This window comes from Caballeronia eucalypticola (assembly GCF_047608185.1).
GTDB lineage: Bacteria > Pseudomonadota > Gammaproteobacteria > Burkholderiales > Burkholderiaceae > Caballeronia.
This window is the reverse complement of record NZ_JBLKRU010000017.1, coordinates 1-15,923: the sequence shown is the minus strand read 5'-3', so window position 1 is coordinate 15,923 and position 15,923 is coordinate 1. Positions and strand designations below refer to the sequence as shown.

At 57.5% G+C, this 15,923-nt stretch carries 12 protein-coding genes; 9 read left to right on the top strand and 3 right to left on the bottom strand.

Features of this window, described 5'->3' with window-relative positions; all coding sequences use genetic code 11:
• Positions 1-19 precede the first annotated feature (19 nt).
• Complete coding sequence (locus ACMX25_RS20145) at positions 20-1,234, bottom strand: DNA-binding protein (protein ID WP_414951838.1); 1,215 nt, start codon at positions 1,232-1,234, stop codon at positions 20-22.
• A 1,750-nt stretch (positions 1,235-2,984) separates the two neighbouring features.
• Here ACMX25_RS20145 and ACMX25_RS20140 point away from each other — a divergent pair.
• On the top strand, positions 2,985-4,334 hold the full coding sequence (locus ACMX25_RS20140; protein ID WP_414951837.1) for a replication initiation protein: 1,350 nt from the start codon (positions 2,985-2,987) through the stop codon (positions 4,332-4,334).
• An 82-nt stretch (positions 4,335-4,416) separates the two neighbouring features.
• Here the strand turns inward: ACMX25_RS20140 and ACMX25_RS20135 are convergent, their stop codons facing one another.
• Together ACMX25_RS20135 and parA are read right to left on the bottom strand one after the other, a co-directional pair.
• A complete protein-coding gene (locus tag ACMX25_RS20135) occupies positions 4,417-5,481 on the bottom strand; it encodes a ParB/RepB/Spo0J family partition protein (RefSeq protein ID WP_414951836.1) in 1,065 nt (354 codons plus the stop codon).
• A gap of 25 nt (positions 5,482-5,506) precedes the next feature.
• Positions 5,507-6,169 carry a ParA family partition ATPase gene (gene parA, locus ACMX25_RS20130; protein WP_414951835.1) on the bottom strand — a complete coding sequence of 221 codons (663 nt, stop codon included), beginning with the start codon at positions 6,167-6,169 and terminating at the stop codon, positions 5,507-5,509.
• Positions 6,170-7,656: 1,487 nt separating this feature from the next.
• Between parA and ACMX25_RS20125 the strand changes: the two genes are divergently transcribed.
• The 8 genes from ACMX25_RS20125 to ACMX25_RS20090 all read left to right on the top strand — a co-directional run.
• On the top strand, positions 7,657-9,042 hold the full coding sequence (locus ACMX25_RS20125; RefSeq protein WP_414951834.1) for a GntP family permease: 1,386 nt from the start codon (positions 7,657-7,659) through the stop codon (positions 9,040-9,042).
• A 67-nt stretch (positions 9,043-9,109) separates the two neighbouring features.
• The gene (locus ACMX25_RS20120; RefSeq protein WP_414951833.1) at positions 9,110-9,400 is read left to right on the top strand and encodes a DUF1272 domain-containing protein; all 291 of its coding nucleotides are present in this window, start codon (positions 9,110-9,112) and stop codon (positions 9,398-9,400) included.
• A gap of 177 nt (positions 9,401-9,577) precedes the next feature.
• Positions 9,578-10,117 (top strand): formaldehyde-activating enzyme, encoded by a 540-nt coding sequence (fae, locus tag ACMX25_RS20115; RefSeq protein ID WP_414951832.1) that lies wholly within the window; start codon positions 9,578-9,580, stop codon positions 10,115-10,117.
• Between the two features lie 69 nt (positions 10,118-10,186).
• Entirely contained in the window at positions 10,187-11,224 is a 1,038-nt protein-coding gene (locus ACMX25_RS20110) for an aldo/keto reductase (RefSeq protein ID WP_414951831.1), read from the top strand.
• Positions 11,221-12,666 carry an NAD-dependent succinate-semialdehyde dehydrogenase gene (locus tag ACMX25_RS20105; protein ID WP_414951830.1) on the top strand — a complete coding sequence of 482 codons (1,446 nt, stop codon included), beginning with the start codon at positions 11,221-11,223 and terminating at the stop codon, positions 12,664-12,666. Before ACMX25_RS20110 ends, ACMX25_RS20105 begins: the two co-directional genes overlap by 4 nt.
• A gap of 93 nt (positions 12,667-12,759) precedes the next feature.
• The gene (locus tag ACMX25_RS20100) at positions 12,760-14,169 is read left to right on the top strand and encodes an MFS transporter (RefSeq protein ID WP_414951829.1); all 1,410 of its coding nucleotides are present in this window, start codon (positions 12,760-12,762) and stop codon (positions 14,167-14,169) included.
• 377 nt (positions 14,170-14,546) lie between these two features.
• Complete coding sequence (locus tag ACMX25_RS20095; RefSeq protein ID WP_414951828.1) at positions 14,547-15,107, top strand: fimbrial protein; 561 nt, start codon at positions 14,547-14,549, stop codon at positions 15,105-15,107.
• A 94-nt stretch (positions 15,108-15,201) separates the two neighbouring features.
• The coding region (locus ACMX25_RS20090) for a fimbrial biogenesis chaperone (protein ID WP_414951827.1) at positions 15,202-15,923 on the top strand (722 nt) is incomplete at its 3' end.

Here is a 15,923-nt window from a genome sequence, read left to right as displayed (position 1 = left end):
GTTTGGCTCCCGAAAAGCCTCACCTTTGGGCCGGTTCTCTCGAATCGACGATCTCGGCCGAGTGAAATCGGGCCACAGTCAGCAGCCGTGACGATGCAGTCCCAGACGATCGATCACAATCCGGACAGGACAATTCGAACTCGTCGTCGTGCTGCGCAAGTTCGGGTTCGCCGGTAATACACGTTGGACAGCTAGCAGGCACGGCAACAAAACCGTCGATGTCCGTTCCCAAGCTCTCCATTTCCTGCTCGGACAGTCTTCCTTCCTCAACCATCGTCCAGATCAACCGGGCGACGTTTTCGCTCATCCCGCTTTGTCCGCGCAACGCGTCACGCTCCAAAGCCAGCGCGTCGATTTCATCCGATTGCTCGCGAATTCGCAGTTCCAGCCGATCTGCGCGAGCCTTGGCGATGCTAAGTTGTTGAATGAAATCGAATTCTTTCTGGCTCGCCTGACGCACTCCCGCTTGGTAAGTTGCCGCCATGCCACGCAAAGAATCGAGTTCCACGAGCATTGGCTTCACTCGCCGCTCGGCCTCACTGATCGCGTCCTTGATCTGTTGCGCGTAATGCTCGGTGTTGTGTCGCAGTTCCGTGTTCAGCGCATCCACGCGATCGCGTAGCGCGGCGTTAGCCGTTTGCTCTGTTTCCAGCCGCTGAGTCAGCGCAGCATGTTCCCGTTCCAATCGATGAATCGACGCCTGCACACTGCTTTGTGCTTCCAGGTCGCGGCCCCGAAGCGATCCTAATTCGATCTCGAGTGCAGAATTGCGGGCTAGTGCGCTATCAGCGCGCGCCTCACTGCGGCGACGTGCTTCGTCGACTGTTGCACAACGTACTTCTGCATCGCGAAGCCGGCTTAACGCAGCGTCGACATCATCTTTAGCAGCATGGCGTTCATCTTCGAGAGATCGAACCGCGAATTCTTGCGCTTCCTGGAAAAGCTGTCCGAGTAATTCACCGGCTCGCTCTTGCAGTCCTTCCGGAATCGCTCCGCTTTCAATCCGAACGCGCGATGCGGATCTGATCCGAGCCCAGAATGCGTCGATATCCTTCGGGATATCGCTCGCGCTGCCGGTTTGCGTGAGATCCCGGACAGTGGCCATCGACGGGCGAATGCCAAAATCGAAGAAAAGCCGCTTGCAGGCGTGCTGCGATAAATCTTGTCGACGCGCTCCGCCGGTTCGCATTGTCGAAAGCTCAGCTCTCAGCGCAAGACGTTCTGCATCGTTCATACGAAACTCCGGGTCAAATTCGTTCGTATAATAATACTTTACGTATCAAATGCTACGGATTTTGGATGGATACTCAGGTTCGCCCTCGCGCGTACTCTCTTTCTGCCCAATCGCGGTATATCACCCATGCAGTGCAATGGCATCCGTGAAACATGTCGAGGTTAATCCGTCAAGCCGTTGATTACTAGCATCTTTTTGCAAGATCGTCATTTCCTCGAATGTTCCACGGCGTTTTTGTTCCACGGTTCTCTTTCTCTAATCACTCAGCTGCTTGAGAGTATTAGAAGTAAACACCTTTGAAACCTAGTTAAAGACGTTAACGCCACGGCGAAGCCTTACCAGATAAGGCTTTCCGAGGGGTTCGGTGAGCGTCTGCGGGATAGATGGTGAGCTAACACGGGGGTGATCGGTGTATAGGTTCGGGGACTAGCGTGAGGAGTCACAGGAGCAAGCGTGAGCGAGTTCGGGAGACCGACGTTTTGTGATGGTGAGGAAATACAGGGGCCGCTCCTTCTGTTCCCCATATGTGACGGTACGGCAAGCGTTAACTCGCCAAATCCTGCAGTGAGCCTTTGCAGGATCGCGAAAATGCGAAAATTCCAACCAAAAATAGGTAATTATTACCTATTGGTGAGACTTTGCAGGGGCCAAATCGATTTGAGGGTGAGACCATACGGGTGTGGACAGTCCAGACGCCCTGGTTTCGGAGACGCCCAAACTCCAACGGTGAGCGAATACGGGAGAGCTGTGCGGCGGTATTCGGCAGCGCCTATTTTGCCGATCCTACTGGTTTTAAGGGGTATTTCTGCAAATCAGGACTAGAGGTGAGGTTTTCCGGGAGCGCTTTGAGATACGCGCAAGATCGGTGTCGACGGCTTTGGCGAGGTCCAAAGGTGAGGCTTTTCGGGACGACATGTCTTGACCTTAAGGTTCGCAGATCCCGCTTGCCGGACACCGTATTCACCAATGTCCCAATAAGCTGTTGATTTAAATAGAATTTCAAATCATAGATGGCGCTCACATCTAGCCAGAGGTGAGGGTTTTCGGGAGTAATGTTCAGCTGCCTGCGGCGATCTTGTCGTGCTCAAAAGGAGATGAAGGTGAGCTTTTACAGGACCGTGTTAGCCTGAATTTCGATGCTAAAAAGGCTTTTGCAGTGCAAAAATCTAGAAAATCTCTGTTTATGACTCTAAAGGTGAGTGTTTGCGGGGGCCGGTGAGGGACAGGTATCGATGCTGCCAACTGCGGGAGAGTCCAAAGGTGAGGTTATGCGGGACCTTCGATGCGTGATTCAAATGCCTGTTTTGAGACCGCCGTTTGGCTGAATAGGGCTCTCCGGTGGCGTAAGGGTGAGCCTTTGCGGGAGAAATTGCGTGCTAACCGTAGTGTTATCGAGAGTTAAAGCTCTGATAACTCGACGAATACGGTAATTTCCCTGCGCTTTCATGAATTTTCGCGTTCCGGAGAAATTTCGCAAAAACCACAGGGGCGCGTAAAAAAATTTCAGGTGAGAAGATACGGGACCGCGCTTTGCGGCGTCACGATCCGGTCCCGCAAGCTCCGCATCCGTTTACCCGCGTGGCACGGGGCAAAAATGAGATGGGGCGTCACGGTGAAGGTGAGGCTTTTCAGGAGCGCACCTCAGTGAGTTTTGCGTGTGACATCGCCTTCACCACTACAGGGTGAGTGTGGACCTGTAGACGAGCATCACCGTCATGAGTATGCTTTCCAAAATTCTCCTGACTCCAGCATGGCAACCAAACGCGCGAAGAAGACCGATATAGTGAGTCCGAGCTCGGCTGAGCTGCGAAAAGCCGTCGAAGCCATCGCTATCCAGCCAAAAAGCGGGAAGATCACGCTTTTGACTCGAAAGTTGTTCAACGTGCTGCTGGCTGTCGCTCAGCAAGCGGATGAGTCCGGGGACACGTATCGTGCGCTTTTATCGGACATTGTCGCGAATGCAGCGTTCGATTCCAACGATACCGCGCTCGTGAAAGAGCATTTGCGCCGCATGGTGTCGGTGCAGGTGGAGTGGAGCACAGGCACTTCAAGTCTGAAGCCAGGCCGTAAGTGGGGAATTTCGACGTTGATTGCAGACGCCGAAATTCTCGAGGACCCTGCCACGCGTCGGGTGTGGGTTGAGTTTTCATTCGCACCGAAGATCAAGAAAAAGCTGCTCGACCCGGTGCAATACGCGCGCTTGAGTCTGCAGTTTCAAAGTCAGCTCCGTAGCAGCGCTGGGCTTGCGCTTTACGAAATCTGCGTCCGCTATCTGACAAATCCCAGTCATCTCACTATGCGTGAGACGTGGGAATGGTGGCGGCCGATCTTGTCAGGTACACCCGACACCGAAGCAGGCGACGAAGCCAAGCGCGAGTACAAGTATTTCAAGCGCGACTATCTTCGCCCCGCGATTGCGGAAGTCAATGCCGTTACCAACATCTTTGTGGAATTGATCGAGCACAGGGAAGGCAGGCGGGTAGCTGAGATTCAGTTTCGCGTGACTGAGCGTAAGCAGCCCATGCTTGCACTCGACGAACATCCGAACGTGTTCGACAGTACCTTGGTCGATCGCATGGTGAAAATCGGGATCCCGCTGAAAGATGCGCAAACGCTTTACGCGGACAGCGAGGAAAACCGAATTCGGTCAGCGCTGCAGATGACCGAGCAGAGAATGCGGAGCACGACGCTGCCTGCGGTGCGCAGTGCGGCTGCGCTTTTCAAAGATGCTCTGAAGAAGGGTTATGCGCCCAAGGTCGAAGCGTTGCCGGCGGTAGCGGCGCCAGCGAAATCCAATGGAGCGCCGGCAGACGACCTGAAGGCACGGTTGCTGAGCGAATATTCCGTGTTTCGCCGGAAGGAAGCGCGCTCGTTATACGAAGAACAAGGTGAGTCTGAACGGGAGCTTGCCCGTCAAACCTTTGAGGAAGATGTGCTGCCGGAGCTTGGTACCCACATGCGTGACGATTGGCGCAAGCGGGGACTCGATTCAAAAATGGGAGAAACGTCGTTTTTCGACTGGCTTGCGCGTAAGACGTGGGGAGAGCCGACCGATGGCGACTTGCTGGCATTCACGTTGAATCAGAGCCGCACCACGTAAGAATCGAGTTAGAGGGACTGCAGCGGACGTCGTGCCCGCCAATTTTGTCCCTCTACTGGTATTTTTCGTTACTACGGTACCTTCATTGTTTTGCGGTATCCGTCTGCAGCATCTTCTCTATCTGCTGAAGAATTTCATCGCGTTTGTCTTTCGACAAACCACGTAAGCGTAACTCCAGCCTGTCGTCTCCATACGTCTTCAGATCGCCCACGGAAAGCCCATCCAGCTTGATTTCCAGCCGCTGCGCATAGCGTTGACGGCCTGCGGGTTTCGGGGTTTCTTGTGCAGTCGCCCGACCTTTCACAATGTCGGCGACTTGCCGGGTGCTCAGATCGTCCGATGCAATCTTATTGATCAATCGCAGCGTGGCATCTGCGCCGCGCGCCGTATGAAAGCGCGAGACCTGATAAGCCATATTCGAACCAAATCGATCCGGCCGGGCGACCATTTCATGCATCACGTTCTCGGGAAGCTTGGCAATAGCCAACGCGACGGCGATCGTGGACTCGTCGAGACCAAGATGGTCAGCGAGTTCGCGCTGGCTCTGGAAATGCTTTTCATCGAGGAAACGCTTCCAGACGATGGCGTTATCGAACACGGTTTGCGAGTCCCGCTGTACGTTCAAGTCATAACCCAGCTTGTAGCTTTCAATGCCAATGGGAAGGTCGATGACAATCGCCTTCACGGTTTCTTTGTTGGCTTCCTTCAGCGCCCGTACTCGCCGGCCGCCGTCGCTCACAAAAAACGTGCCGGGATTGTCGTGATCGGGGATCACGTGAATGGCTTGCTGCTGGCCCTGCTTCGCCAGATTGACAGCCAATTCTGCAATAGACGCCTTCAGATAGAAATGCCGGGGATTGAACGGGCTGGGCTTGATAGCCTTCAGCGGCAACTCAATGACCTGGCCGTGTACGTATCGGTTTTTCCGGCGCCACGCCCTGAAGTCTTCCGACTCCTGCTCCGTCGGGTCGTCGTGAAACGCGTCTTCGGAGTAGGTGCTGGAGCGGCCAGTGACCTGCTTATCGTTACCTGCTTCTTGATTGACGATTTCGTCGATGGCATTGATGCGATCAAGGGCCGTGCGCTTTTCGCTGCTGGTCGTATCTGGCCGGGCTTTGAAGCCTTTGGCGAACTGGGTAGGTTTCATTCAGGATCCTTTATGCGCATAAAGTTCAGGGAAGCATGGCGAGAACTTCGTCTGCGCACGCACGTATCTCAATGGCCGCCAGTCGCGCTCCTCGGTCGTTCATCTGAAGCACAGTTTGGCCGAGAGCCATCGCCTGCTTGTAGCACTCGCGAGTCGGAATCTGCGTTTTCAGCAAGGGGAAACCCAACTCTTCCAGCGCACGCTTCAGTTCGCGTGTCAGCATGCGTTTTTCTTCGGTCTTGTTGAGGAGAAACACTGCGCGCAGATCCTCATTCATGACCTGGGCTTGCTGGATGAGTTTGACAAGGCCCACGCTGGACCAATAGTCGGCGGGCGACGACGATGTCGGGACAATGGCAACCGTCGCAGCGAGAAGAACGACACCCGATACTTTTTCCGTAATCGAAGGTGGGCAGTCGACGACGATGATGTCGTAGTCGTTGACGAACTTCCTGATTTCTCGATGAATCTGGGCCCCTGCTTCTGACAGGTTGACGATAGGAAACGGGATGCCGCTGGCCTCGTCGGCCGCAGCGCTGGCCCAGTGGACCAGCGTATTTTGCCCGTCGGCGTCGACGACGAGCACCCGCTTTCCCTTCTCGTGAAACGCAGCGCCTAGATGCATTGCTATCGTGCTTTTTCCTACTCCGCCCTTCTGCTGCGTGATCGCAATGATTTCAGCTGCCACGTTTTGCTCCCAAATTTAGCTTTTCGAATTTTACATTGAAAACTCAATTTTTCTAGCGCTAACTGTTTTGATTGGCCGTCTGGTCGGGTTTCTGCGGGTTTATGCGCATAAAGTTGGGAGCGCTGAAGTGATTTGACACGCCTGATGGCGTTGTTGGCCGACGTCTGCGGGCTGTGCTGCAAAAGGGCCAAGGGACGTGATGCTGATTCTTAAGTTGCAATCTTGCTTTTGACGCTCGCTCCGCGCGCGTCGGAGAGCCGATACGTTTGGCAATGGTTCGGGGCAATGGCCGCGACGTGAACTCGATCGAGAAAACGTGGTTTCCTGCCGGGCTTTGAGGGTGAGCTTGGGCTTGAGATTTGGGCTTGATCACTCCCTGAATATTTCGACACCGACTCGACATGCTCCGTCCTTCGCCGTTCGGTGAGCCGTGAGTTTTCTCGCCGTGTCAATGAGGAAGGGCGATTGGCCTTGATTGATGATTACGGAGCGACATATGTCGGTGCAGGAGCGTACTGCCCTCGGCCCCTGCTGAATGATCACTACGCTCGTTCGTGTCCGTCGATCAGTGGCCGGTTTATCGAAAACGACCACGAGCGAGCGGAAAATCCGCCTGCGAGACTTTATGCGCATAAAGTCTGGCATCACCCGTCTTGATTTCTGCGGGCACGCGTCGTCTAAGTGACTTCGTACGACTCACTGACTGGGACGCAAACCAATCATCCAGCGTAAGTGGCGATCGGGGTGGTTGGCTCTAGGCACCCTTCGGGTTCGCGATGTCGAGGACGATCTGACAACCCGAATGCTATCCCGCATAAATTTGTTCGGGCCATCGTCCAACACCATGGAATTCGCTATCTGTATTTCCGTTTTGGGTTTTTCAGGCGCGGCGCTAGATCTCAATCCGGGATATTTGGTTGAAATGCACACCCCGGTCAGGGCATGAAATTAAATTTATAATAGTTATAACTAGTAAATTAAATAAACGTGATACACGTCAGCTAAGTGCGATCTGATCCTTGCTCGCAACGTCATCTATTGCCGAACGCGAGCCTCGACGGAAGCTTTAATCGACCATGGACTTCAAACGCGAAGAACGCAGAAAAGAGTTAACGAGGAATGAATGGGCCCAAGAGCGAGATAAGACGGCAACTCAACCACCCGGCGATGACGTGCTACACACATTTGCGTCGTCCCGCGTCCGCTAAAGAACGGCCCTGAGTAACAACGCTCCTCCGCCAGCGGCCTGTCAAAACGCCACCTCATTTTTTAAAACTACCGCCAAACCCCTACGGCCTGAAGCATCCCAAGTATTTTGTAAGCCTCCGCTCGTAAAATCCGGCGACCGTGCGATGCCGGTGGTGTGCCAACACCGGATGAACACCCGAGTCCCGCATAACCCCCCGAAACAAGCCGTCCAGCAGGCAAAGAACAAACACGCAATCGAACACCCCGGTCATCCCTCCACCTAAGCCAAGGGCATTTCAGTGCATCTGACCTCGACTCTCGCCGCGTGGTCCGCCCACGACACGCGTCTCCTCATCGCATGCGCGCTCGGTCTCGCGACGATCATTGTTCTCATCAGCGCGCTGAAACTGGCGCCCTTTCTCTCAATCCTCGTCGGCACCTTTGTCGCGGGTTTCACGGCGAGTTTGCCGCTCGAAGCCGTCGCGAGCGCGTTCAGCAAAGGGGCGGGCGGAATCCTGGGCGATGTCGGCATCATCATCGCGCTCGGGGCCATGCTCGGCGCGCTGATGGCGGAATCGGGCGCGGCGGACCGGCTGGTCTCCACCATCCTCGATCACTCCACGCCGCGCACCTTGCCGTGGCTGATGGCGCTGGTGGCCATCATCATCGGATTGCCGCTGTTCTTCGAAGTCGGTCTCGTCATGATGGTGCCGATCATCTTCGTGATGGCGCGACGCTCGAAGCAGCCGATCCTGCGTATCGCGATTCCTGCGCTCGCCGGCATGACGACGCTGCACGCGCTCCTGCCGCCGCATCCGGGTCCGCTGATCGCCGTCAGTGCGCTGCACGCGGACCTCGGCATCACCATGGGGCTGGGCTTCATCATTGCCATTCCTGCCGTGATTCTCGCCGGACCGGTGTATGGCATGTGGCTATCGAAACGCATGCACGTGGAGGAACCAGAGGAGATGGGCAAGCTGTTTTCATCGAAAGTCGATGAGAACGGAGGGCTCGACGCGCCAAGCTTCGGCATCTCGTTGTTGACCATCCTTCTGCCTGTCGTACTGATGCTCGGACGAACGGTCGCGAAACTGGCGGTCCAGCCCGAAACCCTTCTCTTCGATACCCTTAATTTTCTCGGTGAGCCACTTATCGCGCTGGGACTCACCGTTCTTTTCGCGATCGTCGCGCTCGGCTGGTCGCGCGGCATGGCGCGTGATCGAGTGGGCGGCATCCTGCGCAAAAGCCTGCCGCCGATCTGCGCATTGCTGTTGACCATTGGCGCGGGCGGCGGTCTCAAGCAGACGCTGGTCGTCGCCGGCATCAGCACGACGATTGGCAAGATCGCCATCGGCTCGCACATGCCGCTGATCCTGCTGGCTTGGCTCATCGCAGTGGCCTTGCGCCAGGCGACCGGCTCGGCGACCGTGGCCACTACGACCACTGCGGGGATCATCGCCCCGGTCGTGGCGGGTTTGAGCGCGACCCACAACTCGCTGCTGGCGCTGGCGATTGGCGCGGGTTCGGTGTTCTTCTGCCACGTCAACGATGCCGGTTTCTGGATGATCCGCGAGTATTTCGGCCTGCAACTCAAGCAGACCGTCTACGTCTGGTCGGTGTTGCAGACCATCGTCTCGGTCGTCGGCCTTGCGTTGACGCTAGTCATGTGGGGCGTACTGACGTAAATCGTGGGCAGATTGGCAAGGCAAGCGGGCACTCCGACCCTAAACTGTGAAAAAGGAGATGTCCATCATGCTTGCCTTGCGCCCCTCTTGTGAATGCTGTGGAAAAGCGCTGCCGCCCGACGCGCGCGACGCGATGATCTGCAGCTTCGAATGCACGTTCTGCGAAGCCTGCGTGTCGTCCCGGCTGAGCAACGTGTGCCCCAATTGCGGCGGTGGTTTTCAGCTCCGCCCGATTCGGCCGAAAGCGATGCTCGAAACCCGGCCGCCTTCAACCGATGTGCATCCGGCCGGCGTCGATGAACACGCGCATCGCGTATTCCTTGATCGCTACAGGGCGATCCCGCCTTCCGAACGATAAACGCAAGCTGGCCTGAGTGCCCTCAGCCGTTGACGTCACGTTTGCTGGATCTACCGCCTCAGGGCAATCCCTGATCTGAGCGGCGCTCATACCCGTCCGCACGAATCGTCGATTCCTCCTCATCGGCTTGCGCTCGCACAATCTGTTCATCGATCCACTCCATGAACGGAAGCCAGCATGCCAACACCCCAATCCGGCCGCACCCTCCACATTGGCGAGGGCTTTGAAGGCCCGGGCGTCAATCTCGCTCACATCAACGTGCTTGTCGGCCCGCGCAACGGCCCAGCCGGGCAGGCCTTCGCCACCGCGCTCGCCACGCCTTCAGCGGGCCACGCGCCGTTTGTCGTCATCGCGCAACCTGGCGTGCCGACCAAACCGCTCACGCTGTATGTCAACAAGGCCCCCATAGCCGGTGAATTTCACGGCAACGCAACCTGGGGCGCATCGCAGGCGGGAATAGCGAAAGCCGTAGCCGAATCGCTGGAAGACGGCACGTTGCCGCCCGAAGCGGAAAACGATTGGGTCGTGGTGACGGCGAACTGGGTGAACCCATCTACAGACGATCTCGACGCAGTCTTTCGCAACAACTACCGCGCGACGAAAAACGCCATCAAGGCCGCCATGCTCGGCTTGCCGTCGAAGGAAGACGTGTTTGCCGCCGCGCGAGAGGTATCGAATCCCTTCTACACACCCAAATTGCCGCAAGCGGCCCTCTAAAAATCAGTGCGACGGTGCCGTGACCGGCAACCGTCGCCGTGCGTCATTGACGTCATGGAGACTCAAAGAATGGAATTTGTCCGTCTGGGCCAGTCAGGCCTGAAAGTGTCGCGCCTATGTCTGGGCACTATGAATATGGGTACCCCCCAATGGAAACCGTGGATTTTTGACGAACAAAAGAGTGAACCGATCGTTCGCCACGCGCTGGAGGCTGGCGTGAATTTCATCGATCTGGCGGACTTCTATTCGGCAGGCGTTGGAGAAGAAGTTGTCGGTCGCATTCTTGGACGCCTTGCGCGGCGTGAAGAAATCGTGGTGACGACCAAGGTCGGGTATGACATGGGCGCTTATCAGAACGCCGGCGGTCATTCGCGCAAGCATGTGCTTGACGGTATCGACGCATCGTTGCGCAGGCTGGGCATGGACTATGTCGACATCTACATGCTGCATTACTTCGATACCACTACGCCCGTGGAGGAAACCATGGGCGCGCTGAACGACATCGTCCGCTCGGGCAAGGCGCGTTATATCGGGGTATCGACCATGTACACGTGGCAACTGGCGAAGATCGTCCAGGTCTGCGAGCGGCATGGCTGGCACAAGCCTATCAACATGCAGTTGCAGCTGAACCTCGCCTACCGCGAGGAAGAGCGCGAAATGATGCCGTATTGCGCGGACCAGGGATTGGGTGTGTCCGTCTTCAGCCCGCTGGCGCGCGGACTCCTCACGTGCGACACCGCCTCCACGCGTAACCAGACCGACTTCTTTACATCGCAAATGTATGGCGACGCAGCCTCGCGGGAGATTGCGGCATCGGTGGCGCGCGTGGCGAAGCGGCGTGGTGTGAGCGCGGCGCAAATTGCGCAGGCTTGGGTGCTCCGGCGCGACGGCGTCGCCAGCATGCTGGTGGGCGCAGATTCGCCCGCCCAGTTCGATAGCGCGCTGAGCGCGCTCGGCACTCACCTGGACGCGGACGAGCTGTACGAACTCGAACGCAACTACACGCCGTGCGATGTCATCAATGACTACACCGCCGGCCGTCGCACCGCGCGCGAATCTCGCGCGCCGCAAGGCGACTTTGTTCAACCGATGAAGGACGCCGCATGAATCTGCTTCGCAAAGAGCATTACATCAATGGCGCCTGGCAAAACAGTGCCGAGACTTACGCCGTCCGCAATCCAGCTACGGGAGAAGTGATCGTCGATGTCGCGAAGGCCGGTGCTACGGAAACGGACCAAGCCATTCGCGCTGCGGAGATCGCGTTTCCCATTTGGCGCTCTCTGACCGCGAAAGAGCGTGGGGCGCGGGTCAGGCGCTGGGGCGAACTGATGCTGGAGCATCGCGACGCGCTCGCCGAACTGCTGACACGTGAGCAAGGCAAGCCGCTTGCGGAAGCAAATGGCGAAGTGGCGTATGCCGCAAGCTTCCTCGAATGGTTTGCCGAAGAAGCGAAACGCAGCTACGGCGATGTAATCCCAAGCCCGAAGCCCGGTTCGAAGATCATCGTCACGCGCGAGCCGGTCGGTGTGGTCGCCGCCATCACGCCCTGGAACTTCCCGCTTGCCATGATCACGCGCAAAGCGGGTCCGGCGTTGGCGGCGGGTTGCACGATGGTGCTGAAGCCGTCCGAGGAAACGCCTTTGAGCGCGTTGGCACTCGCGGTGCTCGCGGCGGAAGCCGGCATCCCCGCGGGCGTGTTCAATGTCGTATCCGGAGACGCTGTAGCGATTGGCGCGGCGTTGACCGCATCGCCCGTGGTGCGCAAGTTGTCGTTCACCGGCTCAACGCGCGTGGGCAAGCTGCTTGCCGCGCAATCCGCGGACACGTTGAAGAAACTATCGCTGGAGCTTGGTGGCAACGCGCCGTTCATTGTGTTCGACGACGCCGATCTCGACGCAGCAGTGCAGGGCGCGATGGCATCGAAGTTTCGCAACACAGGCCAGACCTGCGTATGCGTGAACCGATTTTTCGTGCAGGCGGGGGTGTATGCCGAATTCACGCAACGCTTGACCGAGGCAGTACGGAAGCTCCGCGTCGGGAACGCGCTCGAGCAGGAAGTGGATCAGGGCCCGCTTATCAACGAGGCTGCTTTCAGGAAAGTCGGCGATCACGTTGCAGACGCACTCGGTAAGGGCGCGTCAGCACTAATCGGCGGGCATCCCCATGAGCTGGGCGGGACCTTCTACCAACCCACCGTGCTCGTTCATGCGAACCGCACCATGTCGATCGCACAGGAAGAAACGTTCGGACCGGTTGCCGCCTGTTTCCGTTTCGAAACAGAGGCCGAGGCCATCAAGCTTTCCAACGACACACCGTTCGGGTTGGCCGCATATTTTTATTCGCAGGACCTGGGCCGTGCGTGGCGTGTAGCCGACGCACTCGAGACCGGCATGGTGGGTATCAACGAAGGAATCATATCGACGGAGGTAGCACCGTTCGGAGGCGTCAAGCAATCAGGTCTTGGCCGCGAGGGATCGAAGTACGGCCTCGATGAATACATGGAAATGAAATACATGATGATCAGCGGCCTGATGGGCAATGACTGCTGAGCGCCTAAGGATGCCGGTTATGCGCCACGCAATGTTGCCGTCGCGCATGGCCGGCGTCAGCTGAATTGAAGAACATATAGGTAAGGAGACGCAGTGAGTCATCAGGACACGCCAAGTAGTGTTTTTCCAATCAGCCCGCTGCCTCATGCGGCCACAACGCCTGTTCGCGCGCCAGCACCGCCGACGCCGAAGCCGGTTTTACTCGACGACATTCCGTTAAACCGATTCCATATAAAAATTGCGGGCCTGACATTTGGCGCGCACTTCACTGAGGGTTATGCGCTCGGCACGGTGGGATACGCGCTGGCATCGATGAACCGGCAGATGCCGCTCGATTCATTCTGGATGGGGGCAATCGGCAGTTCCGCTTTGATCGGAATTTTCCTCGGTAGCCTGGTATTTGGCCTGCTGTCGGATCGGCTGGGACGCCAGAGCATCTTTCTTAGCAGCTTTGTCATCATCACCGTAGCGGCGTTCCTGCAATTCTTCGCTACCTCGCCTATGGAATTATTCGCGTTGCGGGTGTTGATCGGCTTCGGAATGGGTGGTGACTTCACGGTGGGTCACGCCATCCTCGCTGAATTTTCGCCACGAAAGCATCGTGGTGCACTTCTGGGATCATTCAGCGTGGTGTGGACGATTGGTTACGTGGTGGCGAACGTGCTCGGCATGACGTACGGCGACGCGGGACCCGACGCCTGGCGCTGGCTTCTCGCGTCCGCGAGTCTGCCTGCGCTTATCGTGCTGATATTGCGTATTGGTACGCCGGAATCGCCCCGTTGGTTGCTTGGCAAAGGGCGCGTCAAGGAGGCGAATGACATTGTGCTTAAGCATTTCGGGCCAGGCGTAGCGCTTGACGCAGAAGATGCCATGGCGAGCGTCGCCACGAAACACGGTTATGCGCGTCTGTTTCAGCCCGACCTGATCCGCAGGACGCTCTTCAATTGCGGGTTCTTCGTGTGCCTGGTGATTCCCTACTTTGCGATCTATACCTTCCTGCCCGGCATCCTGAAGGTAATCGGCCTGAGCAACGGTTTCGGTGCGGATCTGTTGCTGAACGCGGTGCTGGTGATCGGCGCCGTGCTGGGGATTTGGCTGACCATCAAGCTGCCGCGCCGGCACTTCCTGATCGGATCGTTTGCAGTCACCTGCGCAATGCTGATAACCATGAGCTTGCTGCCATCGTCCGCAACGCTCGCCATGATCGTCGCGTTCGCTTTCTTCACCCTGACCATGTCGGCGTTCAGCAATCTCGTTGGTGTCTTCCCGCCGGAATGCTTCCCAACGGAAGTACGTGCGTCGGGTGTTGGGCTCGCCATTGCATGCAGTCGGCTTGGTTCGGCGATTGGCACGTTCCTCTTGCCCGTTGGGATCGCGGAGATCGGGTTCCATTACACAATGATGGTGCTGGCCGCCGTGCTGCTGATTGGCATGATCGTTTCGATAGCCTGGGCGCCCGAGACGCGTACCCTTACTTTGCGCGCCGCAAGCGGTTCCCCCTAACCGCAACGCCCTTCGCTTCAACCGCCGCTCCCGAAAACCCTCACCCGTCTGAAACCCGTCTGAAACCGAAAAGGCGTCCGCATCCGCAGACGCCTTTTGGCGTTCATGGACGTCCCGACCCATCCCACCCGCCAGCATTTCGCTTTTAAGAATTCTCAATTGTGTCCTAATTCTTTAAGAGAGTTCCGAGGGTCATATGAGCCGCTGAACCTTAATATTCATTCACTCGCAGACGAACCGGTTCATCGCCTCTCACACGAATCCAGACGATGAAAAAAAGGTGACTCGCACTGCGCGGTCGGCATCGACTGGGATAGGAATCCTAAGCGCCGCAAGTGTCTACATAACCCGCATTTATTTCTCTATTGGAAACGTTCATGAAATCATTCATCTCCACCCTCGCTGCTGCTGCAACGCTCGCTACCATCGCCCTGGCTTCAACCGGTGCCAACGCAGCGGACGGCACGATCACCTTCACCGGTGCTGTTACCGACACCACCTGCTCGATCGATGCAAAAGCCGCTGGTGCGGCTGACAAGAACGTCACGCTGCCGACGGTGACGGGCAGCACCCTGAGCGCCAAGGGCGCCTCAGCCGGCACGACTGCTGCCACCGACCTGACGTTCACGCTGAGCGGCTGCTCGACTGAAACGAAGGCGGTCGCGCGTTTCGAAAACGGCCCGACGATCGACCAGACCACCGGTTATCTGACCAACCAGGCACCCGCCGGTGCGCAGAACGTCCAGGTTCGTTTGCTCAACGCATCGCATCTGCCGATCAACGTCGTCACGGGTGAAAACAACGACATGGCTGGCAACGGCGTGGCGATCGTGACGGGTGCCGCGGACCTGAAGTATTTCGCTGAGTACTACGCCACGGGCAAGGCCACAGCCGGCCCGGTCAACACCTCGGTGCAATACACGGTCGATTACCAGTAAGCCGAAGGAGTTGAACAGGCAGGCATCTGCGGGTGCAGATGCCTGTTTTTTTACCGAAATATCGAGATACGTTTTTCACGGAGAAACATCAATCATGAAGTCCATTAGTCGAATTGCATGTGGTTTGGGTCTGGTCGCGGCCTTGCTTGCCGGCAGCGCGGGCGCGAGCGTGACCGTGGGCGGCACGCGGGTGGTGTATCCCCTTGAAAATCGTGAGGTGACGGTCAAGCTCACTAACGATCGCGCTGAACCGTCGCTGGTCCAGGTGTGGATGGACAAAGGCAATGCCGATGCCAAGCCCGGTGAAGCGAGCGCGCCGTTCGTGCTGACGCCGCCGATCTTTCGCATGGACGCGAAGAAATCGCAGACGATCCGCATGATGTACACGGGCGATGCGCTGCCGCAGGACCGCGAATCAGTGTTCTGGCTGAACGTGCTCGACGTGCCGCCCAAGACCGCGAAGACCTCCGACACCAACACGCTGCAGTTTGCGTTTCGCACGCGCATCAAGGTGTTTGCGCGTCCGAAGGGCTTGCCCGGCACGGCGGATGAGGCTGCAGGAAAGGTGAGCTGGAAGCTGGTGCGCTCAGCGGACAACCAAGGCTACGACGTGAAGGCGACGAACCCGACGGCCTACTACGTGTCGTTCAGCAAGATCGACGTGGTGGGGGCGGGCCAGACCTACACGAACGACATTGGCGGCATGGTCGAGCCGCGTGGCAGCGCGCAGTTTCCGGTGAAAAACCTCAAGGCAATTCCCGCCAACGCCCACGTCAAGTACCAGGGCATCAGTGATTTCGGCGGCTCCTTGCCGTT